The sequence below is a fragment of the Paenibacillus sp. FSL R7-0198 genome (assembly GCF_038000415.1).
Taxonomy (GTDB): Bacteria; Bacillota; Bacilli; order Paenibacillales; family Paenibacillaceae; genus Paenibacillus.
Genome location: NZ_JBBOCB010000001.1, coordinates 5,624,883 through 5,649,639 on the forward strand (window position 1 = coordinate 5,624,883; position 24,757 = coordinate 5,649,639).

Genomic DNA, 24,757 nt, shown 5'->3' on the forward strand with positions numbered 1-24,757 from the left:
ATTGTTTGAAGTCACATCGAATCCTTAGCATTAGAGGATCGATGTGACTTTTTTGTGATTACAGCTTAGAATCAACATACAGACTTGAAGGAGGGCACAACTGTGACTACACCTGATCGTACACGCGTCACCGTAGAGATCTACGGGACTTCCTATAAACTGGTTGGCAGCAGTGCCGACTATATGAAACAAGTAGCTAACCTGGTAGATGAGCGTATGAGCGCGATCTCCAAGCAAAATTCCCGTCTGGATACTCCGCGTATTGCGGTACTGGCGGCTGTACATATGGCTGAACAGTCTCTTCAGACTCAGGAAATCCGTAATGAACTGAAGATGCTTACTGGAGAACGTACAGAACTGAGAAACGAATTGAATCGGTTAAACGCCATACAAAATGAACATCAACAAGAATTGGAACGGCGTGACCAGGCTCTTGCTGATTTGCAAAAGCTGAAGATTGAAGCAGAGCAGGCGCTGCAAAAGTCCGAATCGGACAAAAATTCAGAGATAGCCAAGTTGAATACGCTGCTCGAGCAAGAACGCGCCCAAGCAACGGAGCGAGTGCAGAAATTGCAGGCCCAAGCGACGGCACAATTGAAGGAAGCAGAAGCCAAGGGAACGAAACAGCTGAAGGAAATGGAAGAGAAGATGGCTAACCAGCTTAAAAATGCACAGGCACAGGCTGCTTCCCAGCTCAAAGAAGCTCAGAACCGTTCTGCAGCCGAATTGCAGCAGGCGCAGGCCAAAGCTGCGGCGCAATATAAAGAGTTGCAGGACAAGACTGCAGCTCAATTAAAAGAAGCCGAAAGCCGTGCCGTTGCAGAACGTCAACAAATTGAGGCCAAGGCTGCACAGCAGGTTCAGACAGCCAAGGAAGAAGCCGAGTCCGCCATTCTGTTAGAGTTGGAACAGGCTGAGAACAACCTGAAGAAAGCTCAGGAAGAAGCAGCGCTGCAATATAACGAACTTCAGCAACAGATGGAACTTCGGCTCCAGCAGGCTGAAGAAAGAGCGCTGGAACAGACCCAGGCTCTGACGGATCAAGCGAATCAGGAGCGGGCTGCCTTGCAGGAACAAGCGGAGCAGAAGCGCCTGACTGAGATAAATCAGTTGAATGCGGAGTTCAAGACGTTATCCGAGCAGTTGGAACTCGAATGGATGGAGAAAGAAGCAGCCCTCGAGGAACAATTGCAGCAAGCCAAGGAAGCAGCAGCGTCCCAGGCGAAAGAAGCCGAAGCTGCGGCAGAGGCCTTATTGCAAGAAGAACAGGGCAAGCTCAAGCAGCAGCTTGAGGAACAACGTAAACAGGCGGAGACTCGACTATTAGATGTCGAAGAACAATTGGAAGAAGTAATGACCCAGCTCATCAGTGCACAGGACATGGTTGCAGAGCAAGAACAGCAGCTTCAGCACGAGCGCGGTCAATTGGAATCGTTACGTCATGAGCATGGGGTCCGTAAACAGGAGCAGGAAGTTCAGACTCGCCGAATTACGGAACTGGAGCAACAACTGGAGCAGTTGAAAGAGGACCGTTCCCAGTTGCAGGAACTTCTGCGTGAAACGGAACAGGCTGCCCAGCAATCCCGTGATTCACAGGAACAATGGAAGCAGAAGTATAATGAAACTGTGGATAGAGAAACCTCTCTCACAGCACAGCTACGCAAACTTCAGGAGCAGCATGCACAGCTTGAACAGGAAGTGCAAAAGCTTCGTGAGGCTGAAGTGAAGTCGGAAGAGGAACAGCGCAGGTTGCATAAGGTGCTTGAACAGGCTCATGCCGCGGTGCGTACATTGCAGAATGAGATCGGCACGCTTACGGAACGTGAGCAGTCCTGGAAGGACCTTGCTGAGCAGCGATTGGCTGAGATCGGAGACCTGGAGAATCAGATTCTTGAAGTTGCTGAACAGAATGAAACATTGGAGTCTGGTGTGCAATCCCTTCATGATGAATTGTCCGTGGTGAAGGAAGAGTCTCGTTTCAACCATGAAGAGGCTGTGCAATACCAGAAGGATGCAGAGCTTTTGGAAGAGAAACGCAATCAACTTGAAGTTGAGCTGAATGTTGTTCGGGAAGAGCTGAACCGACTTCAGGATAACTATAAACAAATCCGTAATGATTACAGTGATGCATTACAACGGGAAGAGAATTACAGTTCCAAGATTGATGAATTGAGCAAGGAGAAGCAAGAGATTGTGAGCGCACTTGAAGAAGCGAGACAGTCTTCGGCTAAACTTTCCGAGCGTTACTCGGAGCAAGAGAGCCGGCTAGCCCAGACTGAGGAAGAAGCGTTGGAGTGGCAGATCAAACACGAAGAACTGTCAGCCAAACAGGCCGAGTTGGCATCCCGTCTGGAGCAGTTGACAAGACGTGAAGAAGAACTTCGCTCCAGCGTTGAACAAGCAGAGCAGAACGACCAGGTGTGGCAACGCCGTGCAGATGAATGGGCGGCTCAGGAACAATCCTGGCAGGAACGCTGGGCTGCACTTGAGAATGAACTGACGGTTTGGAAGAGCGAAAGTGCGGCAAGTAGTGAGTTGCTGGAGGGACTGGAGCAAGAACGACAGCAGCTGGACAAGTTACGTGCAGAAGCGACCCAAGAGAAAGAAATCATGGAAACTGAACTGCTTGAGATGGGGGAGCGTTACGAACTAGCGGCCAATCAATTACGTTTGTTACAGGTTGAACGTGAAATGGAGCAGGAAAAGGCAGAGCAGCTGAACACGGAATATCGTCAGTTGCATGATGAATATACGAAATTGCAGACGGAATATAACGAATGGATTGAATTGATTGAACAGGACCAGACCTAGCGGAATGAATGCAGCAGAACTGGTTCGTGGGCAACGTACTCTGGTACAATTTGTTATACTAAAGAAGGAGCTCCCGTCGCTGCGGGGGCTCCTTGTCTTGAATACTATTCTTCAACGATAATTTTGGAGATCATGCTGCTGTGTCCTGAACCACAGAAGACAGAACAGGACATTTCAAACTCACCAACTTTGTCCGGGGTTATGACTTTGGAGCTATTTCTGGTATCCAGTTGAAGATTCAGCTCAGGCACAAGGATACCGTGATTTCCGTTTTCATTTTCATAAACAATGTTAACCGGAACGCCTTTTTTAAGATGGTACTCAGGTTGATCGAATTCATAGTTGCTTGCCTTGATGACCAGTTCTTCACTGGCTGTAACTTCAGCATCGGATCCATTGCTGCCAGATTCTGCGGACTGTTTCGCCCCTCCACAGGCAGTGAGGACCAGAATTAACATACAGGCAGCAAGCCATGTTATGCCTTTCTTCATCATGTGCCTCCTTAAAGCGTGATATGGATAAAATTTGAATGATTGCTCCAGTCATCATACCGCAATATGTGGATGCCTGTACACGCTGCGTATGTCGTTTTTTTGAAAATTGTACGTGTACGTCAGAGCGTGCATACTGCCCGAATGAAATAAACCCCTTCCGGCCCAGGGCCTTCAGAGGTTTAGGAAAATTCATGGGGATGTTAAGGTGAAGTGGAGATTAACTTTTGGAGCTTCGTCCGGCATCAAAAGGGGTGGATACCGGGATGAAGAGATCGATAATCCCGATAACGAGCGCAGCGAGAATGGCACCGAGCAGGCTGACTTCAACATGATCTACAACATATTGACCAAGCCAAATCACCAGTGCGCTAACGATAAATCCGACAATACCGCGACCAAACGGGTTGACTCTTTTGCCGAAGATACCTTCAACGATCCAGCCGAGCAGGGCAATGACGAGAGCAAGCAACAGGGCGCTCCAGAAGCCACCAACGGCGAATCCGGGAACGATCCAGCTAACCACCATTAATACAATTGCGGCGATGATAAATCGCACGACATGTCCCAGGAAATTCATGGTGTATACCTCCTTTTATTCGGATTGAACTGAGCAGGGCAACTCCAAGGGGATGGAGAGGTTGCACAATCCTGACACCTGTAGTTTGTGGTGTTATGGCTGAAGTTATGTGTGGAAGGATTCGTTAAATAGCGTAAGAAAGTTTCTTTCGTTATAATACAGATATAGTTTGGAAGGAGTTGTACACTTGGACACGAAAATTTTACACACATTGGAATATCGCAAAATTTTAAATACATTGCTTAGCTTTGCCCAGACAACCATGGGAAAAAAGAAAGCGGAGCAACTTGAACCAAGCAGTGAACTTGAAGAAGTGAAGCGGTTGCTGCAGCAAACCGATGAAGCCTTCACATTTGATCGCCTGAAAGGCTCACCGTCGTTTGGGGGAATTGTCGATATTACGGCTTCCATCAAACGTGCTGAAATTGGAGGCACACTTAACCCTCACGAACTGTTGGGAATATCCAATACAACCTTTGCGGCGCGGCGATTGAAACGTCAAATTGGTACTTTGCATGAAGATGAGCCCATCGAATCCTTGTTCTATATCAGTGATCAACTGTCAGAGCAAAAAACGCTTGAGGATGCCATCAAAATCTGTATTGACGATAATGCAGAGGTTGCCGACAGTGCAAGCGTAACGTTGGCGCAGATTCGTCGTGAGCTGCGAGGCGGAGAAGCACGGATTCGCGAAAAACTGGATTCCATGATACGATCCTCTACCGTATCCAAGATGCTTCAGGATCAGCTCATCACCATCAGAGGAGACCGTTTTGTTATCCCGGTGAAAGCTGAATATCGTTCATACTTTGGCGGGATTGTGCACGATCAATCCGGTTCGGGTGCGACATTGTTCATTGAGCCGGAATCGATTGTTGCAATGAACAACAAATTACGCGAAACCCGGATACGGGAAGAGCGCGAAATAGAAATTATTTTGCAGAAATTGACCGCACTTGTCAGTGAGCAGGGAGAGTGGCTGTTGTATGATGTCGACTTGCTGGGATCACTTGATTTTATCTTTGCCAAAGCACGTCTGGCTCGTGAACTGAAAGCAACATTGCCTCGCATGAATGATCGTGGGTTCCTCAAACTTAAAAAAGGTCGGCATCCACTGATTGCGATCGAAAACGTGGTTCCAATCGACATTGAGCTGGGCAATGATTACACATCCATTATCGTGACAGGTCCGAATACGGGCGGTAAAACGGTAACGCTCAAAACGATTGGATTGCTGAGCCTGATGGCTATGTCCGGTTTATTTGTTCCGGCTGAGGATGGCAGTCAGCTATGTGTATTTGATGCGATCTATGCAGACATTGGGGACGAGCAGAGTATTGAGCAGAATCTGAGTACGTTCTCCAGTCATATGACCAACATCATTCGTATTCTGAAAAACATGACGCCGAAAAGTTTGGTATTGCTCGATGAACTTGGAGCAGGGACAGATCCGGCTGAAGGTTCCGCACTGGCGATCTCCATGCTGGAGCATATGCACCGGACGGGATGTCGCATGGTTGCAACCACTCACTACAGTGAACTGAAAGCATACGCATATGAGCGTAAAGGTGTCATTAATGCCAGCATGGAATTTGACATCAACACACTGAGTCCAACCTATCGCCTTCTGGTGGGTGTACCTGGACGAAGTAATGCATTTGCCATTGCAGAGCGACTGGGACTGCCGGGTTACATTCTCGACTACGCCCGTGGCGAAGTGAAGGAAGAGGATCAACGGATTGAGCACATGATTGCTTCTCTTGAAGAGAACCGTCTTACGGCTGAACAAGAGCGTGAGAAGGCAGAGAGCTTGCGCCAGGATATGGAGAAATTACGCAGTCGTCATCAGACCGAACTGGAGAAGCTGGAACAGCAGCGTGATCGCCGGATTGAAAAAGCAGAAGAAGATGCACGCAGCATTGTGGACAAGGCTCGCGCGGAAGCGGAGAAGATTATAGCAGATCTTCGCCTGTTGGCTATGGAAGAAGGTGCTTCCGTGAAGGAGCACAAACTCATTGCTGCCCGCAAACAGTTGGACGAGGCAGAACCTGAGAAACGCAGGAAAACGGTCAAGAAGACGGCAACAGCGCCGAAGACGCGTGCCATCGGTCCTGGTGATGAAGTGCTTGTCTATAGTTTGAATCAAAAAGGCCATGTTGTAGAGATGGCGGGCAGCAAAGACGCTATGGTACAACTGGGGATTATGAAAATGAAAGTATCCCTGGATGACTTGGAACTGCAGCAATCGGCTCCCGCAGCCAAACCAAAGCAAAAACCGGTAACGGGTATGAAGCGCACACGTGATGACAATGTGAAAAGTGAATTGGATCTGCGTGGTACCAACCTGGAAGAAGCCCTGATGGAGACAGACCGGTTCATTGATGAAGCTTTCCTTGCCAACCTGGGTCAAGTTTATATTATTCACGGTAAAGGTACAGGAATTTTACGTTCCGGTATTCAGGATTACCTGCGTAAGCATAAACATATTAAAAGCTACCGGCTGGGCAATTACGGAGAAGGCGGGAACGGTGTGACCGTCGCAGAATTGGAATAGCCGGTCCATGAATCAATGATATTCTGTGACCTTATTCATGAAGGTCGCAGATGGGGAGAGGGGAACGGTGCGTGATAGAAAGCATTGACCAATTGCTGTCTCATCCCTTGGGGATGGTACTCGGTTTTTTCTCGGTAGCGATTATGGAGCTGCTTGTATTTCTGGCTTGCTTCGAACTGGTGACCAAGTATAAATGCTGGACGGAGATCAAGAAGGGCAATGTGGCCGTTGCGATGGCTACAGGAGGTAAGATCTTCGGGATCTGCAACGTATTGCGGTTCTGCATACAAGCGAAATCTTCGGTGTATGAAGCCATGACGTGGTCATTTGTAGGGTTTATCCTTCTGCTCATTGCCTACTTTTTGTTCGAATTCCTGACACCCGTGTTCTCCATTGATAAGGAGATCGAATCGGATAACCGAGCTGTCGGATTGATATCCATGATTATTTCAGTCTCGCTGTCGTTTGTTATTGGCGCGAGCATTATCTAGGGGGACCGGTCATGAAGATATTGATACGGATTCTGTTTGCGGCATCGATCGTGTTTTTTGCCATCGGTGTCATCTATGTAATGAATACATGATTATATGAAAGAGAAAGGTTGATCAGTATGGAAACAACAGTATGCCCTTGGTGTCAGACGGAGATTGTATGGGATGAGGAACTCGGTCCTGAAGAAGAGTGTCCTTATTGTCACAATGAGTTAAAAGGATACCGTACACTCAACATCAACATCGATGATGAAGAGAACGATGAAGCTGAGGACGACATCTATGATGTAGACGATGTAACGAACGAGAAACAGACTACGGATCTTTCTGATCTGTGGGGGGATGAAGTCGAACTCAAATTGCCGGAGTTGCGAACGTTAACCAAATATGCGGATGAAGGTAATGACCTCATTCAGTATGAACAAGGTGTCCAGAAGCAACTTGATCATCAGGAAGAAGTGCCGGAGTGCCCGAATTGCCGGGAATTCATGATTCTCGCAGGTACGCAAGCTGCAACGCAGGATAACTTCGTGCCAGTTGCTAACGCAGCTTCAGGCGAAGGGTCACTATTGTCACCACCTTTTAAGGTATTGACCTATGTATGTTCGGGATGTTTCCAAGTTCAATACAGTCTGTCTGAGGAAGATCGTCTGCGTCTGATCAAGAACCTGAGTACGCAGGAATAGACATTTCGGAGATTCTAACCAATTTCATAGCAATCCTGAAGATTCATCATGTTTTCCTCTTGCTTGGGGCACGTTAACCCTGAGACCTACCTGTACACAGTTCACTTCAGGTGGATGAAGGAGGAGCAGATGAAGATTACTTTAGGCCGACAATCCATTCTGCTTTTGGGCGTGAATGGATTGTTTGCGTTAGCCGGAGCGTTGTCGGGAACCTTTTTGAATGTGTTTCTGTGGAAAAGCCGTCCGGATTATGCCATGTTGGGGTGGTTCACTCTCAGCCAGCAACTGGCCATTGGACTGACATTCTGGCTTGCTGGCAAATGGGTCAAGGAACACAATAAAATGAGTGCACTACGATTAGGTACTGCGCTGTCAGGTATATTTTATATGATAGTCCTCTGGGCTGGTTCCAAAGCTGTAGACTGGATATGGCCTCTGGGTATACTACTGGGTTGTTCCCTGGGGCTATTCTGGATCGCATTTAATGTTGTGTATTTTGAAATAACGGATCGGGAAAACAGGGATCTATTTAATGGCTGGGTTGGGTTACTTGGTTCGATGACAGGAATTATAGGTCCATGGTTCTCCGGTCTGATTATTACTCGCATGACAGACAACACAGGATATCGGCTCATCTTCACGGTATCACTCGTTATTTATGTCATAGCGGTAGTCTTCAGTTTTTTTCTGAAAAAAAGAAAGGTGAGCGGTACATACCGCTGGGCTGAACCCTGGATACAGCTATCCAAGCCAGAGAGTCCCTGGAGGACCCTAGCCGTGGGTTTGTTCGCTCAGGGCGCAAGGGAAGGTGTCTTTGCCTTCCTGATTGCACTACTTGTATATTTAGCCACCGCACAGGAGTACAAATTGGGGCAGTTCTCACTCATCACTTCAGCTGTGGCACTAGTAAGTTATTGGGCAGCTGGGAAATGGTTCAAACCACAGTATAGATCAAAAGGCATGTTCATCGGAGCCCTCATTCTGCTCGTTGTGCTTCTTCCTCTTCTCTGGAAAGTGACCTATGGAACGCTGTTAATCATGGGGATTGGGAGTGCTGTTGCGATGCCGTTATATGTACTACCGATGATATCAGCGGGATTCGACATGATGGGCACAAGTGGCGAAAATGTGGAGAAAAGGGTTGAACTTGTCGTTTTGAGAGAGTTATGCCTGATGCTTGGCAGACTATGTGGGTTGGCCATATTTATTGTGACGGTCTTAAATGCTCCGTCTCTACGCATGTTGACCTGGCTTATTATTGTCCTTGGTGCTTCTCCGCTAATTGGATGGATCTTTATGCGCAAGTTATTGAACCGAACGGAAGGACAAGAGCCCTCGGCTTAGCAGGCTTCCAAATATATAGAACAGGGTACAGCGGCGGGAAAGAGAACTTTCCGTGTGCTGTACCCTGTTTGTATTGATTTATTTTGATGTTATACAGGAGATGGTTTACTTGTACGTGTGAGAGAGAACAGATCCATATCAGGGTTTTGTTTGCCAGTAATAGCATCCGCAATTAAGGAAGCAGCAATCATGCTGTATACGGTCCCGTTACCTCCATACCCTTCTACAAAATATGAATGCGGATAATCGGGATGTGTACCAATCAGAGGCAGGCCATCATTCGTATTACCAAACACAGCACCCCAGGCATAATCGACTTCAAGATCATCTAAAGGGAAATAGGAACGGACCTCTTCCAGGAGTGTGTCTCCCCGGTGTTTTGAACGTATTTCACGTTGATCCTCTCGAGGTGTTTCTTCATCCAAACCACCTGCAATGATTCTTCCGTCCGGTGTTGTTCGCATATACAAATATGGACGAGCTGTCTCCCAAATCATGCTGTGTTCAAACCATGCACTAAGATCAGACAACGGTTTGGTAGCAATCGCGTAGGTCGTTTTCAGATAGGCTCCGCGATCCTTTTTGATGTCCTGTGTCTCGTAACCGGCAGCAAATATGACCTTCTTGGCACGGATTTTACCGTTGGCAGTGTGGCAGATTACACCATCTTCATCGTATTCACAATGTATCATCTCTGTCTGACCATAGATTCGTGCGCCACGCTTATTTGCGGATTCAAACAAGGCATGAACAAAACGATAGGGATTCACTTCCGCATCTCCCATTGTGTACAGTGCAGCGGGTTTGCTGAAGGGGAAATGCTGGCTTATTTTGTCGGCATCCCACAGTTCAGCTTCAAAACCATAACGCTTCAAGGTCTGATATTCTTCCTCCAATAGGGCTACATGATCTTCACTGCTTGCAAAACAAAGACTTGTTCGTGGGATAAACCAAGGGTCTGTATCCAGGCTGTCTGCAATTTGAGCAAGTTGTTTCATGGCTTCACGACAAAGCTCATAAAAACGTACGCCTGTTGCTTCACCAAAAGTGTGGATACATGAGGTTAGTGTCTTGTCATTGGTGTATTGTAAAAGACCTGTATTGGCAGAACTGCTGCCGTGGGCAATGTCTCGCTTATCAATCACAACAGTGTTGACACCTTGTTCCGTGAGTAGTTTAGATGTCAATGCGCCCCCCATGCCCCCACCAATGATGAGGCAGTCACAAGAGATGTCTTCTTGTAGTGCAGAATAATTAAATGTTGAATTGAAAGTGGAGGGCCAGAAAGGTGTGCCATAGACCAGATCCATTAGAAACATCTCCTTTATAATTTAAATTTGTATACTTTTGTGTGACCGGGTTAACAATAATTGCGCATAAACTTTATGCCGAGGAGGCCATCGAAACATGCAGAATCATACTATGCAAGCGCTGAGTCCCAAGGAATTGAACTACATTGCGGACTCGATCACCAATGAAGAACTGCTGATTAAGCAGTGTGCAGCCACAGCTTCCATCACACATAATCCACAAATTCAACAAGCTCTGAATCACTATGTTCGCTCACATGAACAGCATCTGAACACGCTTGTCAATGCACTGCAGCAACATCAGTCTCTTGCACCGGCGCAAGTCAGTAATTGAGACAACTCTAACTGTATAGGAGGAAAACGCATGTATTCTCAATCTTTATCATCTAATGGCGCTTTTATGCAGGAGCAGGATCTGTTGAAGTCGATTCTTGCAGATTTAAGACGAACCTCGCGCGAATATACGACTGCGACAACGGAAGCTTCCTGCCCCATGACACGTCGGATGTTCACAGACCTGACGAACGATACCCTAAGATTACAAGGGGAACTGTTCAATCTGATGCAGCAAAACAACATGTATTCTGTCTCGTCCAAGGCACTTCGTCAGGATGTGGACAAACAAATTCAGTCCGCCCACCAGACCCAACAAAAGTGTCAGCAATTCATTCAGGAAAAGAATACGCAGAACAGTTCATATAGCCAAGCTCCTAATGTGCCTCAGCATCAACCGAATTACGGTAACCCTTATTACATGTAACCTTTGCAAAAGAGGTTTGAAGCACCTATCGTTAAAGGACCATACCACCGCTTGCCTGAATTCAGGGCAGGCGGTCTTTTGTCTATGCATCAACGTCAAATTCATGTAATATAAGTATTAATTCATTTTCAGGAACCTGGATGACGCTGGAGGGAAAACCATGAAAGATTTGAACGATCTGCAATTAAAAGTTCTGGATCTGCTGAAGGAAGACGCGAGAAGGACTCCCGCACTGCTGTCGACGCTGCTGGGGGAGTCGGAAGACAAGATCAAGAACGCCGTGGCACAGCTAGAACAAGACCACGTCATCGTGAAATATGCAACCGTCGTGAACTGGAGCAAAATAGATGATGAAAAAGTAACGGCCCTGATTGAGGTGCAGATCACGCCGGAGCGTGGTCGTGGTTTTGAAGGGATTGCCGAACGGATTTATCTCTATCCGCAAGTGAAGTCCGTATATCTCATGTCCGGTGCATACGATCTGCTCGTTGAAGTGGAAGGTGGCAACCTGCGTGAAGTCGCTAATTTTGTGTCGGAGAAACTGTCTCCGATAGACTCTGTACTGTCAACCAAAACGAATTTTATTCTTAAAAAATATAAGCAGGACGGGATTATCTTTGAAGACCATCAGGAAGACAACCGTCTCATGATCTCGCCGTAAAGGAAGATGTGTCATGATAGTGAATGAACAGACAACCGGGAACAACAAGAAAATGACATCTTATCTGGCACCCCTCGTGCAGCAGATACCTCCATCCGGAATTCGTAAATTCTTTGATCTGGTTGGAGACAACAAGGATATTATCACATTGGGTGTAGGTGAACCTGATTTTGTTACCCCTTGGCATATGCGTGAAGCTTGTGTATACTCGCTGGAAAGAGGTATGACCAGCTACACATCCAACGCAGGTATGCCGAAGTTGAGAGAAGCCATCAGTGAATATCTGGATACTCAGTTTGATACCAAATACGATCCCAAGGATGAGATTATTGTTACCGTGGGTGGCAGTGAAGCGATTGACCTGGCTTTGCGCGCATTAATCGTACCTGGCGACGAGATTCTCATTCCTGAACCTTCGTACGTGGCGTATTCACCAATCGCTTCAATCGGTGGCGGTATACCAGTTGGTGTTGAAACCTACGCGAAAGATCAGTTCAAGTTAACGGCCGAAGCACTTGAAGCTGGTATCACACCGAAGTCGAAAGTGGTTATTCTGTGTTATCCGAGTAATCCGACTGGAGCCATCATGACGTATGAAGAGTGGCTGCCTATTGCTGAAGTGATTAAAAAGCATGATCTGATTGTGATCGCGGATGAAATTTACGCTGAATTGACGTATACGCAAAAACATGTTAGTTTTGCAGCTATCCCTGACATGAAGGAGCGGACTATTCTCGTAAGCGGATTTTCAAAGGCTTTTGCAATGACAGGTTGGCGGATCGGTTACATGTGTGGTCATCCTGAGCTTATTGCAGCCATGCTCAAAATCCATCAGTATACGGTAATGTGTGCGCCGGCCATGGGTCAGGTTGCTGCACTTGAGGCGTTGACAAATGGTTTGGGTGAGAAAGATCGGATGGTAGAATCATATAATCAGCGTAGACGTTTAATTGTGCAGGGATTCAGAGATATTGGACTCGATTGTCATGAACCTCAGGGAGCATTCTATGCATTCCCGAGCATTCAAAAGACGGGTATGAGTTCCGACCTGTTTGCTGAGCGATTGTTAACGGAGAATAAAGTGGCTGCTGTTCCGGGCAATGTTTTTGGCCCTCAGGGTGAAGGCTTCTTGCGTTGTTCCTATGCTACTTCCGTAACCCAATTAAATGAAGCTTTGGAACGAATCGGAAACTTTGTTTACAAACTTCAAAAAGAGGGTTAATACTAAAGTAGAATCTTTTTACAAATGTGACATTGTTATCATTGGAAAAAAATAACTTTCTTTTACAAAATAATGTGATATAATTTCAATTTGAAATAAGTTTTCATAAATTTGGAAACCATTTTTCCAAGGAGGGGTTAGCTTTGTTTTGTGTTGAATATGATTTACCGACGAATCGTGGGCACGTTCTGGCAGAAGGCGATCATGGCGACCGATGGTCGGTGAAACCCGATAACGCATCTTTGCATGACATTTCCTTGGAAGATGAAATTCATATGCTTCGTCGCAAGATGGAACAGATCTTCCTCGAAGAGAAATCATTCACATCCGATATTGTAATTGAAATCAGCAGTTTGCTTGATTTAAAGATTAATGAATATATGAAGGCTAACCCGATTAAAGGAAAATAACGTTTATGCTGGAGTGAAACGTTTCATTAATCGGAATTAAAAAGGGAGACCTGAGAGAGGGTCTTCTTTTTTTGTGTGTAAAGGCAGGGTGATCCGCCGATAAGCCAGGTTATTTTTTTGCGTGGAACAATTGTGATATATTGGACATAGGAGACTAAAGGGGGAACTGGAATGAAGAGATTTTGGGGGCTTACTGCAATCATTTCTATCGTTTTTCTGCTTGCTGGTTGTGGAGGTAAAGATGGTTTTTCCATATTCATCATTGATAACCAAGGAAATCCATCTGTAATCTCAGAGCAGTTACAGGCCAATCTGCAACAGAAACTGGGTGAGGAACCCAAGGTGGAAGTGATTACCAGTGCAATGTATGATGTTCAGAAAATTATGGTAGAATATGCGGCTGGAGGACATGATATCTTCATTTTGCCTGAGTCCGACATGAAACAATACGGAAGTAATGGCTCCAATGTTCCGCTGGATGATACTTTTGATCCCAAGAAGTTTGAACGGGGTGTATTTGAGGGGGGAGTATTGGTAGAGAAGGGTGAAGGAGATGGAGGTTCAGATCTCAAGCAAGAAACACATCTTTACGGCATTCCACTCGAAGATATGAAAATGTTTAAAGATGTAGAATATGCTGCGAGCAATTTGTTCGCCACCATTCCAGTGTCATCTTCCAATGTCGAAGAATCCAAAAAAGTGCTGAAGGCGCTGACAGAGTAAAGAAAATTCAGAATGGCTATGGAAGGAGGGAAGCGGATTGTTGATTACGGTCACAGGCGGCATAGGTAGTGGTAAAACCCGGTTTGCCCTCAAGTACGCAGCCGGGATTAGCCGGGAGGGTGTATATTTATCCACTGGTGATCATGATCCCGTTATTCCCGAATTGCCATCCGCTCATTATCGTGCCATTCATGCCGGGAACGGTCAGCATCTGACAGAGGTGATCACCCAGATTAATCGGGAATCCAATCTGTTTTTGGCGGATCAGCGAATTGTAATTGTAGACAGTCTGACCTCCTGGATGGCTGCCGGTTTCAGGGCAACAGAGGATCTGGATCATCAGCGTTCAGAGACACAGCTTTTGCTTGATGCTTTATTGTCTTATCAGGGGAAGTTGCTTGTGATTACCAATGAAATGCATGGCACATTGCATCCTACCGAGGAAGAACGAATATTTACAGCGAGAATGGCTTCGGTTAATCGGATGCTGCAGATACATGCTGAAAAGATGTACTTGCTGGTATCTGGTCTGGCTATCGATCTGAAGAGTCAGGGCATGCGAAATGAAGATGAACGATAGCGAGATGACATAAACGGGTGACATAAAGAAGCCTCCTTAACCACGAATTGGTGGCGAGGAGGCTTTATTTATTAAGTTATCCTTTTTATTTCTGCTTTTTGCTACGTCTGATCCACCAGATGATACATCCGATGACAATGATGGCCAGAATGACGTACACTACAATGGAATAGACGTCCATGAAGTGCAAAATGCTCTCCCATGATGCGCCAAGCGCAGCACCAACGCAGACCAGAATGACATTCCAGATCAATGTACCAATGGTTGTAAAGAGAAGGAATAAACCAAATTTCATATTGGACATGCCTGCGGGAATGGAGATAAGACTACGGACGAGGGGAACCATTCGGCAGAATAATACGGTCCACATGCCATATTTGTCAAACCATGCATCGACACGGTGAATATCCTCTTTTTTGATGCGCAGAACATGTCCCCAGCGTTCCACAATTTTCTCAAGGCGTTCGACGTCAATGAGTAGACCAATACCATACAGGAGAACAGCACCAAGGACAGAACCAATGGTTGCGGCGATAATAACTCCTGGAAGAGTGAGACTGGTATAGGTGGTCATGAATCCGCCAAACGGTAGAATGATTTCGGATGGAATCGGGGGAAATACGTTCTCAAGAGCAATAATGAGTGCAATGCCTATGTAGCCGTATTGTTCCATGAAATCGGTTATCCAGTTTTGCATAATCGTCTCCTTTACTTTTGGTTTCCTTCGATTTGTCGTATACTCGGCAGAGCACACCAATTCTTATATACGTGTAAAGCGATAGACGGGTTTCTGAAAAAATGGCATTCCCGTATTCATTATTATATTACCAATTGGAGGGATAACGATGGGCATATATACACGAACAGGTGACGAAGGACAGACTTCGGTCATCGGTGGACGCGTCATCAAGGATGATGACCGAGTTGAGGCTTATGGCACGATTGATGAATTGAACTGTTTTGTAGGCCAGGCGATCAGCCTTATTGACTCGGCTCAAGGGGAATTTGAAGATCTGCGTGAACATCTGCTGGAAGTTCAGCAGGAACTGTTTGATTGCGGGTCGGATCTGGCCTTCGTGAAGATTAGTGAGACCAGATATAAGGTGAGAGATGAAATGGTCACACGTCTGGAACAATGGATTGACCAGTATGATGCAGAGAATCCAAAAGTGGAACGGTTCATTATTCCTGGTGGCAGTCAGCTGTCCTCTGCTCTTCATGTGTGCCGTACTGTATGTCGTCGCGCAGAGCGTCGCACGGTAACACTCGGACAACATACGGACATTAACCCGTCTGTACGACGGTATCTAAACCGACTTTCTGATTACTTCTTCGTGGTTGCACGGACGGCCAACGCGAGACAACAGGTGGCGGATATTGAATATGTGCGGAGCAAAAAAGTCTTCCGCCGCAAAGAATGAGCCAATATTATTCGCCGATTGTCTACACGGTGACCGAACAAGAAGATGGCTGGCTGCTGAAGACCGTGCTTCAGCGCCGGCTGCTGGTGTCACGTAAGCTTTTGTCCAAAATCAAGCTGACGGAGCAAGGTGTCATGCTTAATGGAGAGCGCGTGTACATTAGCGTCAAGGTAGCTGCGGGTGATGTCGTTGAAGTTCGGATGGAGCAAGAGGAATCGGATGATATATTGCCTGAACCTATTCCATTTACCGTTCTGTATGAAGATGAGCACTTGCTTATTGTAAACAAGGATGCGGGCATCATCGTTCATCCGACACATGGACATTACACGGGTACTTTGGCAAATGGCGTTGTTCATTATTGGAAATCCAAGGGTGAGCGCTTCCGGTTCAGACCGATTCATCGACTTGATCAGGAAACGTCAGGTGTGCTCGCAATAGCCAAGAACCCTTATGTGCATCAGCATGTGTCTGAACAGATGATCGCGGGAACAGTGGATAAGAAATATATTGCACTTGTACACGGCAGCCCAGCCCCGGAACAAGGGTCGGTAGATGGACCGATTGACCGCGATCCAGAAGAGCCACACCGCCGAATCGTAACACCTAATGGTTACGCTGCAAGAACGTTGTACACGACCGTAACACGTTGGTCAGGGGGCAGTGCCAGCGCGATAAGTCTCAAGCTGGAAAGTGGCAGAACCCATCAGATCAGGGTACATATGACTTCTATCGGATGCCCGTTGATAGGTGATCGCATGTACAAGACACTACCTGTGCATGAGATCGATGAGCAAACCATGGCTGTTCGTGAGGAACGGGATACCTGGATCGAACGCCAGGCATTACATGCCTGTGAGCTGACGTTCGAACACCCAATTCTACAGGAACGCATAACGTTCCAAGCTCCTTTTCCAGTGGATATGGCCGCGCTAGAGCAGCGTTTGAATGATGAGGCAGCTCCCAGAGAAGAACTGTAGGAAGCTGCGACGGGGCTCTTAGATTTCCTTAGATATGAACCGTGTGTCGCAGCTTTCTGCACAGCCCGTCGTGCTTGGCAGCAACACTGGTTTTGATGTGGTGCGAGGAATGCTTCCTGCACCCGAACAATATGCCGTAGGCTAATCATTATGGTTGTATGGTTTCATGTATGGGTGTTTAGCATTTTCATGTTAAATCTTTTAAGCTTATTAATTTTTTAAGCTTTGAAAAATATTAAAGTAGTAAGGTCTTGATCCAAAAAATATAGCGAATGTGTTTTGATCTCATTCGCAAAAGTCAGTAAAGTTGCATGGCGATGGTATCGATTTGGAGCGACTTTTGGATTTGCGAAGCAAACCAAGGGAAGCGAGAAATCGAAACCGGAGCCACACACTAGGAGGAAAATCAATGAGTAACTTAAAAGTATATCAATATGCCAAATGCGGCACATGCCGCAAAGCTGTAAAATGGCTTGAAGCTCAGGGACATGAGCTGGAGTTAATCCCTATTTTTGACTCACCGCCTTCAGAATCTGAACTAACAGAACTCATCCAAAAGAGTGGACTGGAAGTGAAGAAGTTCTTTAATACGAGTGGGGAAGTGTACAAAGAACAACAACTGAAGGACAAACTTCCGGGAATGTCAGCTGATGAACAGATTCGTTTATTGGCTTCCAATGGTCGTCTGATCAAACGTCCAATCGTTACGGATGGAGAAAAGGTGACGGTTGGATTCAAGGAAGAAACGTACGAGCAGGAATGGAATAACGCGTAAACGCGCTGAATATCAGCCTTGAATTGTTCAAAATTCAGGGCTTTTTTGGCTGATCGATGGTTGGCGGAACTATGCTATAATGATAGAATTAGTTCGATATTTTATTTGCTATAGAAATTGAACTAAAGATTTACACGAAAATGGAGAGGACAGAAATAACCTGAAGAAGCGGAGCGTTCGCCTTTATCCCCGGATTTTCCCTTTTGGAAAAGGGAATCAAAAAAATCTGGGGGTAACAGCGATCAGAAGGTTGTTCTGTCATCGGAATGGTAAGTGTAAATATACTTTAGTTTAATTTCTATAGAATCAGGACAGGAGAGAACAAATTCAAGTGAATCAACGTAATGAACCTACTTTGTTGCTGGTAGACGGTATGGCGGTGTTGTTCCGTGCTTTTTATGCGACATCTGCAAGCGGATATATCAGACGTACAAAGGCAGGATTGCCTACCAACGCAGTCTACGGATTTATCCGTTATTTCTGGGATGCGGTTCAGACTTTTGGGCCAAGTCATGTCGTATGTTGTTGGGATATGGGCGGTAAGACGTTCCGCGGTGAAGAATATGCAGCCTACAAAGGCAACCGGGCCGAAGCTCCGGATGACCTGATTCCCCAGTTTGCCCTGATTCGTGAAGTTATGGATAGCCTGGGTATTCCCAATATAGGTGCACAAGGATTCGAAGCCGATGATTGCATCGGGACGCTTGCGAAGTATTATACCGAAGAGACCGATATGAATGTTATGGTGCTGACGGGTGACCACGACATGTTGCAACTGATCAATGACCGCACGAGTATCATTATTATGAAAAAAGGCCATGGCAACTACATGGTGTACAACCCTGAAACGCTGATGGCAGAGAAACAACTGACACCTCGTCAAGTGATTGACATGAAGGGTCTGATGGGAGATGCCAGTGACAATTATCCCGGAGTACGGGGAATTGGTGAGAAAACAGCGTTGAAGCTTGTACAGGAATACGGCTCCATTGAAGGGATTTTGAGCAACATGGATAAACTGACCCCTTCGGTGCGTAACAAGATTGAAAATGATCTGGACATGCTTCATCTGTCCCGCAAACTGGCAGAGATTCATTGTGCTGTTCCGGTTGCCTGTGCGCTGGATATCTGTGAATTGCGTCTTGATCCGGATATGGTGATGGACAAGTTTGAACAACTTGAGATGAAGAGCCTTGGCTCTTGGATGGGAGTGGCAATAGGGTGAGCAACATGAAGAACGTACGAACAGGCAAAAAGTGGTGGACAGGGGCTATGGCCCTCGTCCTGGCCTTGCCCGTAATTCTTTCGGGAGCAGTAAGTGCACCACAGACAGTGGATGCCAAAGCAGCAATCAGCACCAAAGTACAGAAAGTAAAAGCAGCAGGACGTAATTTTACCGTACAGACCGTTTCAATTCCGAAGGGAACACCGGTTACCGTGGGACTCGCGAAGAAGCAAGTTGGCCAGACGGCAACATTGCCATCGATTGTGAAAGCCTATGGTGCACAAGCAGCCATTAACGGAGCATTTTTTGAAGCATATAACGGAGCACCAGATCCATACGGTATGTTAATAGCAAATGGTAAGGTCATACATATTGGAAGATACGGAACATCCATCGGATTTAAGGAAGATGGCTCGGCGATTATGGATTCACTTCAGGTGAGTTTAACAGGTAAAGTAACGGATACAAAAGGCAAATCACGCAGTTGGTATGCGACATTTATTAATCGAACACCCTCTGCGAATGCAAGCATTACGATGCTGTATACGCCTGAACGAGGTGCCACAGTTGGGTTCAAAGGTGGTACTGCAGTAGTCATGGAGAAAGGTATTGTGACCAAAAAAGTGCCCAATACAAATGTAGCGATTCCTAAGAATGGCTCGGTGTTGGTCTTCACAGGTAATCAGAAGTCTTCTTCGGATCGTTTCACCGTTGGTTCGACCGTAGAAATGAATTATAAGTATACGAACGCAGCAGGCAAAGAGATCCCTTGGCAAGATGTAGTGACTGCTGTTGGGGCAGGACCACGTCTGGTGAAAGACGGCAAGGTAGCTGTAAATCCGACGAGCGAAGGTTTCAAGGATGCCAAGATTCTTAATGCTTCCGGAGCCAGAAGTGGTATTGCAATCATGACGGACGGTTCTGTTATGCTGGCTACCGTTTCCGGAGCAACAATCAAGGAGTGGGCAGCGGTGATGCAGAAGCTTGGTGCCAAACAGGCCATGAATCTGGATGGCGGTGCTTCCTCGGGTATGTATGCCGGGGGCAAAATGCTGACTTCTCCAGGTCGGTTATTGAGTAATACACTCGTATTTGGCGGCTCTGTGCGTTAAAAGAAAGTGATTATGGGAGGTATGACGCAAATGACACTCGCATCTGATCGAAAGCCAGGGGAGGGCGATACAGCTGTTCTGGCCATTAATGTAGGCCTGCCGCAGCCGCTCCCTGGGCAGAAGCGTGAAGTGCTGAGCGGCATTGTGAAACATCCTGTATCCGACGTGGTTTTCCTGTCATTCACTGGAATGACAGGGGACGCGCAGGCGGATCTGGTGCATCATGGCGGCCCTGACAAAGCCGTTTGTGTATACGATTACAGTCGTTATCCGGCGCTGGAACAACTGATGGATCGCAAGCTGGATTGGGGAGCTTGTGGAGAAAATCTGACGGTTGAAGGCTGTGCCGAAGAAGACGTACGGATTGGTGATGTGTACGAGTTGGGCGAAGCCACAGTGCAGGTCAGTCAGCCCAGACAACCTTGCTTCAAGCTGGGTGCGAGGTATGACTATAAGGAGCTGCCTGTTTATTTTCAGGAGAGTGGATATACCGGCTTTTACTTTCGTGTACTGCAAGAAGGTGAGGTAGGGCCTTCATCGATATTTCGACGGATCAGCACCGATCCAACATCAATGACAGTTCTTGAAGCCAATCGAATTATGCATCAGGGGAAAGAAAATGTCGATGGTATCCAGGCGTTGCTGGCCATTCCTGCGCTGTCAGACAGCTGGAGGCAAACGTTAATGAAACGATTGTCCAAGCTGGAGAACAAGTAGCAGGGTAATTATAGTGTCATCAAGTAAAATAATCCGAATTCCTTTTTTAAACTAACTTGGGAGTGTGACTAACATGACGATCTTAGGCGCAATTGAAGCAGGCGGAACCAAATTTGTATGTGGTATTGGCACAGAAAACGGAGAAGTTCTGGAACGCGTAAGTTTTCCAACAACAACACCGGAAGAGACAATGGCTCAAGTGATTTCATTTTTTGAAGGCAAAGGCATTGAAGCTCTGGGTGTAGGTTCATTTGGTCCGATTGATCCGATTGAAGGAAGCCCAACATATGGTTATATCACAACAACACCAAAACCACATTGGGGACAGTATAACGTGATTGGCAAGCTCAAGGAGCATTTTGATGTGCCGATGACATTTGATACCGATGTGAATGGTGCGGCACTTGGAGAAGCAACCTGGGGCGCTGCACAAGGTCTTGAGAGCTGTCTGTACATCACTGTGGGTACAGGTATTGGTGCAGGTGCTGTGGTTGGCGGTAAAATGGTCCATGGATTGTCACATCCAGAGATGGGACATATCATTGTACGCAGACATCCGGAGGATACATACGAGGGTTTCTGTCCGTATCATGGTGACTGCCTCGAAGGCCTTGCAGCAGGACCAGCCATTAACAAACGTTGGGAGCAACCGGCTTATGAACTGCCGGCAGATCATAAAGCTTGGGAGATCGAAGCACATTACCTGGCACATGCACTGATGAACTATGTTCTGATTCTCTCTCCGCAGAAAATCGTCATGGGTGGCGGAGTAATGAAGCAGGAGCATCTCTTCCCGATGGTGCGTAGCAAACTGCAGGAGTTGCTGGCTGGATACGTTCAGCATCCGGCACTTCAATCCGACATTGACCAGTATGTTGTTTCACCAGGACTTGGTGACAATGCGGGTCTGTGTGGTTCGCTGGCGCTTGCCAAGTTGGCATTGAATAAGTAGTTCATTAAGGGATTGACGAATTTTACCATTGTGGTATGATATGGGCAACAGCATAGTACGGTTAATGAGGAAGCACCTCTCTTGCATGGATTTTGCAGGAGGGGTGTTTTTTTTGTGCTGCCTATAGGTAGTATCTTTAACTCGTATAAGCTGAATATTCAAAGGGAGGGAACGAAAATGGAAGTCATTTTCATGAACAGATTGTCCAGAATGTCAGATCAGAATGCAGAGTATGCACAGCTATGGATTGGGGAAGAGGAAGATAGTTGGCAGCTGGGTTGGAGTCGCTACGAGGAAGGAGAGCGTGAGGACAGCATCTGGTATGAAGGGACTTCTTGGGAGGAGCTGCTTCATATTTACCGTCATCAGCTTGCCATACAGATGAGTGAGGGGTACCGACCGCAGTTGCAGGGGTTATTTCATGAGAATGATGATCTGAAATCACGCAGTTATGGTGGACAGCGGCTCCATTGTTACAGTGAGTTATACGGCAATGAGCAATTATATACGGATCTGTGCACATGGCGCAGGAAGAGAGCTGTGTCTGACCGGAAGGCACCGTATTTTATTGCAACGAATCGTCTGCTGCGTTTGATCAGTGCTTTTGTTCCGCAATCGCTGGATGAACTGATGCAACTGCCGGGCGTAGGAGAGAGCAAAGCGACTGAGTACGGTACGGAATGGATGGAGATTACAAACGGGTTGGAGCGTTCAACGACATTCCCGCTGGACTGGGTATACACGGCGCTGAAGGAAGAAGAGTATGAGAGTTGGTTATACAAGCAGAGAGAGCAGAAGTACAAGCAGGAACTTGATAAGTTCACCACGCGTAAGCAGGTGCTTGAAGGAATGAAGGAAGGGTATACTTTAGAGGAGATTGTTAATCGATCCGGATTATCCCGACGCGAGTTGGTTGAGCTGTTAGAGGCACTGGATCACGAAGGTTATGACACCGATTGTCTACTTGATGTGGAGCTGGCAGTGATGCCAGAGAACGAACAAGAGGCCGTATGGAGTGCGTATGAGGAGCTGGGAGATACGTTCCTGAAGCCAGTATTACATAAGGTGTATGGAGGAGAGAAACCCGATGGAGGAAGTCTGGAGCAGGTCTATGAAAGACTGCGCATGATTCGAATCCGCTTCCGTCGGCACGCAGAGACAGAGAAGAATGTTGGTTAATGATTAGAAATGAAAAAAGACGAGGCGTTTCTCCCGGAGGAGCGCTTCGTCTTTGTTATTTCATACGAGTTCATACCCAGTCTTTCTTGCGGAAAATGAAGAACATGCTGAGGCCCAGTGTAACCATCAGGCCAATCACAACAAAATAGCTGTATTTCCAGTTAAGCTCTGGCATATTCGTAAAGTTCATGCCGTATATACCGGTAATGACCGTCAGCGGCATGAAGACCGTGGTAATGGCGGTAAATACACGCATGATCTCATTCGCCCGGTTCGCAATACTGGATTGGTAGGCTTCTCGCAAGTTGCCCATCAGGTCGCGATAAGTCTCAAAGGTTTCAGATATTTTTACAGCATTCTCATAGATGTCACTGAAATACTTTTGCAGTTGATCATCGATGAGACGCAGATCTTTTTTGTTCAGGGTGTTAATGACCTCTTTCTGAGGTCCGAGCACTTTCTTCAGCCACAGAATCTCACTGCGCAGCCCGATGATTTCATTCAGATGTGACTTTTTGGTGTGCATCAGAATGTCTTCCTCAAGCTTCTCGATCCGTGCTTCAATTCGGTCACCTACGGTGAAATAATTATCAACAATCAAGTCAACCAGCAAATACAGCAGACGATCCGGTGTACTGATTTCCTGTTCCCACAGGATTGGTTTCAGTGTACGCAATTCGCTGACCTTTTGCTTTGTAACACTAATAATGAAATGTCTGCCGAGGAACAAGTTCACCGCACGTAGAAATATTTCTTCATCATCGAAACGGATACTATTAATTACAATAAAATAATGGTTCTCATAAATTTCAATCTTCGGACGTTGTTCTTCGTCACTGAGACAGTCTTCCACAGCCAGATCATGCATCAAGAACAGCGGCTGAAGTACCGCCAAATCGTCTACGTCTGCATCAATCCAGTAAAATCCTTCCGCTGGTGGAGTCAGCGCCTGCTGAATGTCGTCCACCGGAATAAATACACCGTTGTTTACCAACCGGATTTTCATCGTTAATCTACTCCTTCTGCACCCGCCAACTTGGCGGATATTATCATTATGGGCGCAAAAAGAACAAATCAGCCGGTCGGCAGCGGAGCCTGGAGATCAGGGCTGCGTTCACTATATAATCAAACGGAAGTCACGTCCCGCTGCCGGCATGCTGATGTCAATTCTCTATGCAGTTTGTCGGAATTCGGCTGCCAGTCAGGCCTCGGGTCGCCATCCATTTAATATGTCACCTCTCACATAAGGGTTTATAACACCTTGTTTAGTATACCGCTGGTACAAGGTGCTTTCAAGCGCAAAAATGTGTCTATTTCGCGCCCTGAGGCAGTGTATGACAACGGATGATGAACGGTTCCGATCTGGACAGCAGACGGAGAACTGCAACTTGACGTGAGGGCATTAATGTAATAAAGTAGACGGTGAACCATATTAAATTACAATCTAATACAGCGAAATCTTATCAAGAGTAGGTGGAGGGACTGGCCCGATGAAACCCGGCAACCGGCGGTATACCGCACGGTGCTAATTCTTGCAGCGACCAAGTGTCAAGTGGCACTGTTGTAACTGAGAGATGAGAGAGGCGCATATCTATTTACATATGACCTTTCTCGAAATCCGAGGAAGGTCTTTGTCATATGCCCCGACTTCTCAGCAGTGATTTTCGCTAAGGGAACTTGAGGTTGTTTGTAACGTTGGATGAAAGAGCAATTCAATGTTTTTACAAGCTCAAGGCAGACTATAACTGTATTGATGTGAAGACATCAAGCCAG

At 46.6% G+C, this 24,757-nt stretch carries 25 protein-coding genes and 1 riboswitch; of the genes, 20 read left to right on the plus strand and 5 right to left on the minus strand.

Annotated features, from left to right (window positions below; all coding sequences use genetic code 11):
- Nucleotides 1-102: 102 nt before the first annotated feature.
- Nucleotides 103-2,811, plus strand: coding sequence for a hypothetical protein (locus MKY87_RS24675; protein WP_340966630.1), 2,709 nt, complete (start codon nucleotides 103-105; stop codon nucleotides 2,809-2,811).
- 104 nt (nucleotides 2,812-2,915) lie between these two features.
- On the opposite strand, the gene MKY87_RS24680 is transcribed toward MKY87_RS24675, so the two are convergent.
- Together MKY87_RS24680 and MKY87_RS24685 are read right to left on the minus strand one after the other, a co-directional pair.
- On the minus strand, nucleotides 2,916-3,302 hold the full coding sequence (locus tag MKY87_RS24680) for a cytochrome C oxidase subunit II (RefSeq protein ID WP_339790727.1): 387 nt from the start codon (nucleotides 3,300-3,302) through the stop codon (nucleotides 2,916-2,918).
- Between the two features lie 220 nt (nucleotides 3,303-3,522).
- Complete coding sequence (locus tag MKY87_RS24685; protein ID WP_017689637.1) at nucleotides 3,523-3,882, minus strand: phage holin family protein; 360 nt, start codon at nucleotides 3,880-3,882, stop codon at nucleotides 3,523-3,525.
- A gap of 187 nt (nucleotides 3,883-4,069) precedes the next feature.
- Here MKY87_RS24685 and MKY87_RS24690 point away from each other — a divergent pair, with 187 nt between their 5' ends.
- From MKY87_RS24690 to MKY87_RS24705, 4 genes are all read left to right on the plus strand, one after another.
- Complete coding sequence (locus tag MKY87_RS24690) at nucleotides 4,070-6,436, plus strand: endonuclease MutS2 (protein WP_338592923.1); 2,367 nt, start codon at nucleotides 4,070-4,072, stop codon at nucleotides 6,434-6,436.
- Between the two features lie 50 nt (nucleotides 6,437-6,486).
- Complete coding sequence (locus MKY87_RS24695) at nucleotides 6,487-6,927, plus strand: DUF350 domain-containing protein (protein WP_082219034.1); 441 nt, start codon at nucleotides 6,487-6,489, stop codon at nucleotides 6,925-6,927.
- A 119-nt stretch (nucleotides 6,928-7,046) separates the two neighbouring features.
- Nucleotides 7,047-7,613, plus strand: a complete 567-nt coding sequence (locus MKY87_RS24700; RefSeq protein ID WP_338592927.1) for a hypothetical protein — start codon at nucleotides 7,047-7,049, stop codon at nucleotides 7,611-7,613.
- A 129-nt stretch (nucleotides 7,614-7,742) separates the two neighbouring features.
- The gene (locus MKY87_RS24705; protein ID WP_339784958.1) at nucleotides 7,743-8,957 is read left to right on the plus strand and encodes an MFS transporter; all 1,215 of its coding nucleotides are present in this window, start codon (nucleotides 7,743-7,745) and stop codon (nucleotides 8,955-8,957) included.
- Between the two features lie 89 nt (nucleotides 8,958-9,046).
- Here MKY87_RS24705 and MKY87_RS24710 read toward each other — a convergent pair whose 3' ends face one another.
- Complete coding sequence (locus MKY87_RS24710; RefSeq protein WP_340966633.1) at nucleotides 9,047-10,267, minus strand: NAD(P)/FAD-dependent oxidoreductase; 1,221 nt, start codon at nucleotides 10,265-10,267, stop codon at nucleotides 9,047-9,049.
- Nucleotides 10,268-10,364: 97 nt separating this feature from the next.
- Between MKY87_RS24710 and MKY87_RS24715 the strand changes: the two genes are divergently transcribed.
- The 7 genes from MKY87_RS24715 to MKY87_RS24745 all read left to right on the plus strand — a co-directional run bounded on the left by MKY87_RS24715 (nucleotide 10,365) and on the right by MKY87_RS24745 (nucleotide 14,623).
- Entirely contained in the window at nucleotides 10,365-10,601 is a 237-nt protein-coding gene (locus tag MKY87_RS24715) for a hypothetical protein (protein ID WP_036610100.1), read from the plus strand.
- A 30-nt stretch (nucleotides 10,602-10,631) separates the two neighbouring features.
- Entirely contained in the window at nucleotides 10,632-11,027 is a 396-nt protein-coding gene (locus tag MKY87_RS24720) for a spore coat protein (RefSeq protein WP_062833450.1), read from the plus strand.
- 160 nt (nucleotides 11,028-11,187) lie between these two features.
- A complete protein-coding gene (locus MKY87_RS24725) occupies nucleotides 11,188-11,688 on the plus strand; it encodes an Lrp/AsnC family transcriptional regulator (protein ID WP_024628343.1) in 501 nt (166 codons plus the stop codon).
- Nucleotides 11,689-11,701: 13 nt separating this feature from the next.
- A complete protein-coding gene (locus MKY87_RS24730; protein ID WP_036610094.1) occupies nucleotides 11,702-12,910 on the plus strand; it encodes an aminotransferase class I/II-fold pyridoxal phosphate-dependent enzyme in 1,209 nt (402 codons plus the stop codon).
- Nucleotides 12,911-13,098: 188 nt separating this feature from the next.
- A complete protein-coding gene (locus MKY87_RS24735; protein WP_176872852.1) occupies nucleotides 13,099-13,320 on the plus strand; it encodes an aspartyl-phosphate phosphatase Spo0E family protein in 222 nt (73 codons plus the stop codon).
- Nucleotides 13,321-13,491: 171 nt separating this feature from the next.
- Nucleotides 13,492-14,043: a hypothetical protein gene (locus MKY87_RS24740; protein WP_338592944.1), complete on the plus strand. Its 552-nt coding sequence runs from the start codon at nucleotides 13,492-13,494 to the stop codon at nucleotides 14,041-14,043.
- A gap of 37 nt (nucleotides 14,044-14,080) precedes the next feature.
- Complete coding sequence (locus tag MKY87_RS24745; RefSeq protein WP_017689625.1) at nucleotides 14,081-14,623, plus strand: bifunctional adenosylcobinamide kinase/adenosylcobinamide-phosphate guanylyltransferase; 543 nt, start codon at nucleotides 14,081-14,083, stop codon at nucleotides 14,621-14,623.
- A gap of 85 nt (nucleotides 14,624-14,708) precedes the next feature.
- On the opposite strand, the gene MKY87_RS24750 is transcribed toward MKY87_RS24745, so the two are convergent.
- Entirely contained in the window at nucleotides 14,709-15,320 is a 612-nt protein-coding gene (locus tag MKY87_RS24750) for a DedA family protein (protein ID WP_091014720.1), read from the minus strand.
- A gap of 148 nt (nucleotides 15,321-15,468) precedes the next feature.
- On the opposite strand from MKY87_RS24750, the gene MKY87_RS24755 reads away from it, so the two are divergent.
- The 8 genes from MKY87_RS24755 (at nucleotide 15,469) to MKY87_RS24790 (ending at nucleotide 22,984) form a co-directional block, all read left to right on the plus strand.
- Complete coding sequence (locus MKY87_RS24755; protein ID WP_340966636.1) at nucleotides 15,469-16,044, plus strand: cob(I)yrinic acid a,c-diamide adenosyltransferase; 576 nt, start codon at nucleotides 15,469-15,471, stop codon at nucleotides 16,042-16,044.
- Nucleotides 16,041-17,024 (plus strand): RluA family pseudouridine synthase, encoded by a 984-nt coding sequence (locus MKY87_RS24760; protein WP_340966637.1) that lies wholly within the window; start codon nucleotides 16,041-16,043, stop codon nucleotides 17,022-17,024. Before MKY87_RS24755 ends, MKY87_RS24760 begins: the two co-directional genes overlap by 4 nt.
- Nucleotides 17,025-17,433: 409 nt before the next feature.
- The gene (locus MKY87_RS24765) at nucleotides 17,434-17,799 is read left to right on the plus strand and encodes an arsenate reductase family protein (RefSeq protein WP_017689621.1); all 366 of its coding nucleotides are present in this window, start codon (nucleotides 17,434-17,436) and stop codon (nucleotides 17,797-17,799) included.
- 331 nt (nucleotides 17,800-18,130) lie between these two features.
- Nucleotides 18,131-19,024, plus strand: a complete 894-nt coding sequence (locus tag MKY87_RS24770; RefSeq protein ID WP_017689620.1) for a 5'-3' exonuclease — start codon at nucleotides 18,131-18,133, stop codon at nucleotides 19,022-19,024.
- 5 nt (nucleotides 19,025-19,029) lie between these two features.
- Complete coding sequence (locus MKY87_RS24775) at nucleotides 19,030-20,136, plus strand: phosphodiester glycosidase family protein (RefSeq protein WP_340966638.1); 1,107 nt, start codon at nucleotides 19,030-19,032, stop codon at nucleotides 20,134-20,136.
- Between the two features lie 30 nt (nucleotides 20,137-20,166).
- Nucleotides 20,167-20,853: an MOSC domain-containing protein gene (locus tag MKY87_RS24780; RefSeq protein ID WP_340966640.1), complete on the plus strand. Its 687-nt coding sequence runs from the start codon at nucleotides 20,167-20,169 to the stop codon at nucleotides 20,851-20,853.
- Nucleotides 20,854-20,926: 73 nt separating this feature from the next.
- Nucleotides 20,927-21,805 (plus strand): ROK family protein, encoded by an 879-nt coding sequence (locus MKY87_RS24785; protein WP_047842269.1) that lies wholly within the window; start codon nucleotides 20,927-20,929, stop codon nucleotides 21,803-21,805.
- Between the two features lie 177 nt (nucleotides 21,806-21,982).
- The gene (locus tag MKY87_RS24790; RefSeq protein ID WP_047844208.1) at nucleotides 21,983-22,984 is read left to right on the plus strand and encodes an HRDC domain-containing protein; all 1,002 of its coding nucleotides are present in this window, start codon (nucleotides 21,983-21,985) and stop codon (nucleotides 22,982-22,984) included.
- A 70-nt stretch (nucleotides 22,985-23,054) separates the two neighbouring features.
- Here the strand turns inward: MKY87_RS24790 and corA are convergent, their stop codons facing one another.
- Entirely contained in the window at nucleotides 23,055-23,990 is a 936-nt protein-coding gene (gene corA, locus MKY87_RS24795; RefSeq protein ID WP_062833460.1) for a magnesium/cobalt transporter CorA, read from the minus strand.
- Nucleotides 23,991-24,441: 451 nt separating this feature from the next.
- Nucleotides 24,442-24,565: riboswitch (SAM riboswitch) on the plus strand.
- Nucleotides 24,566-24,757: the final 192 nt, after the last annotated feature.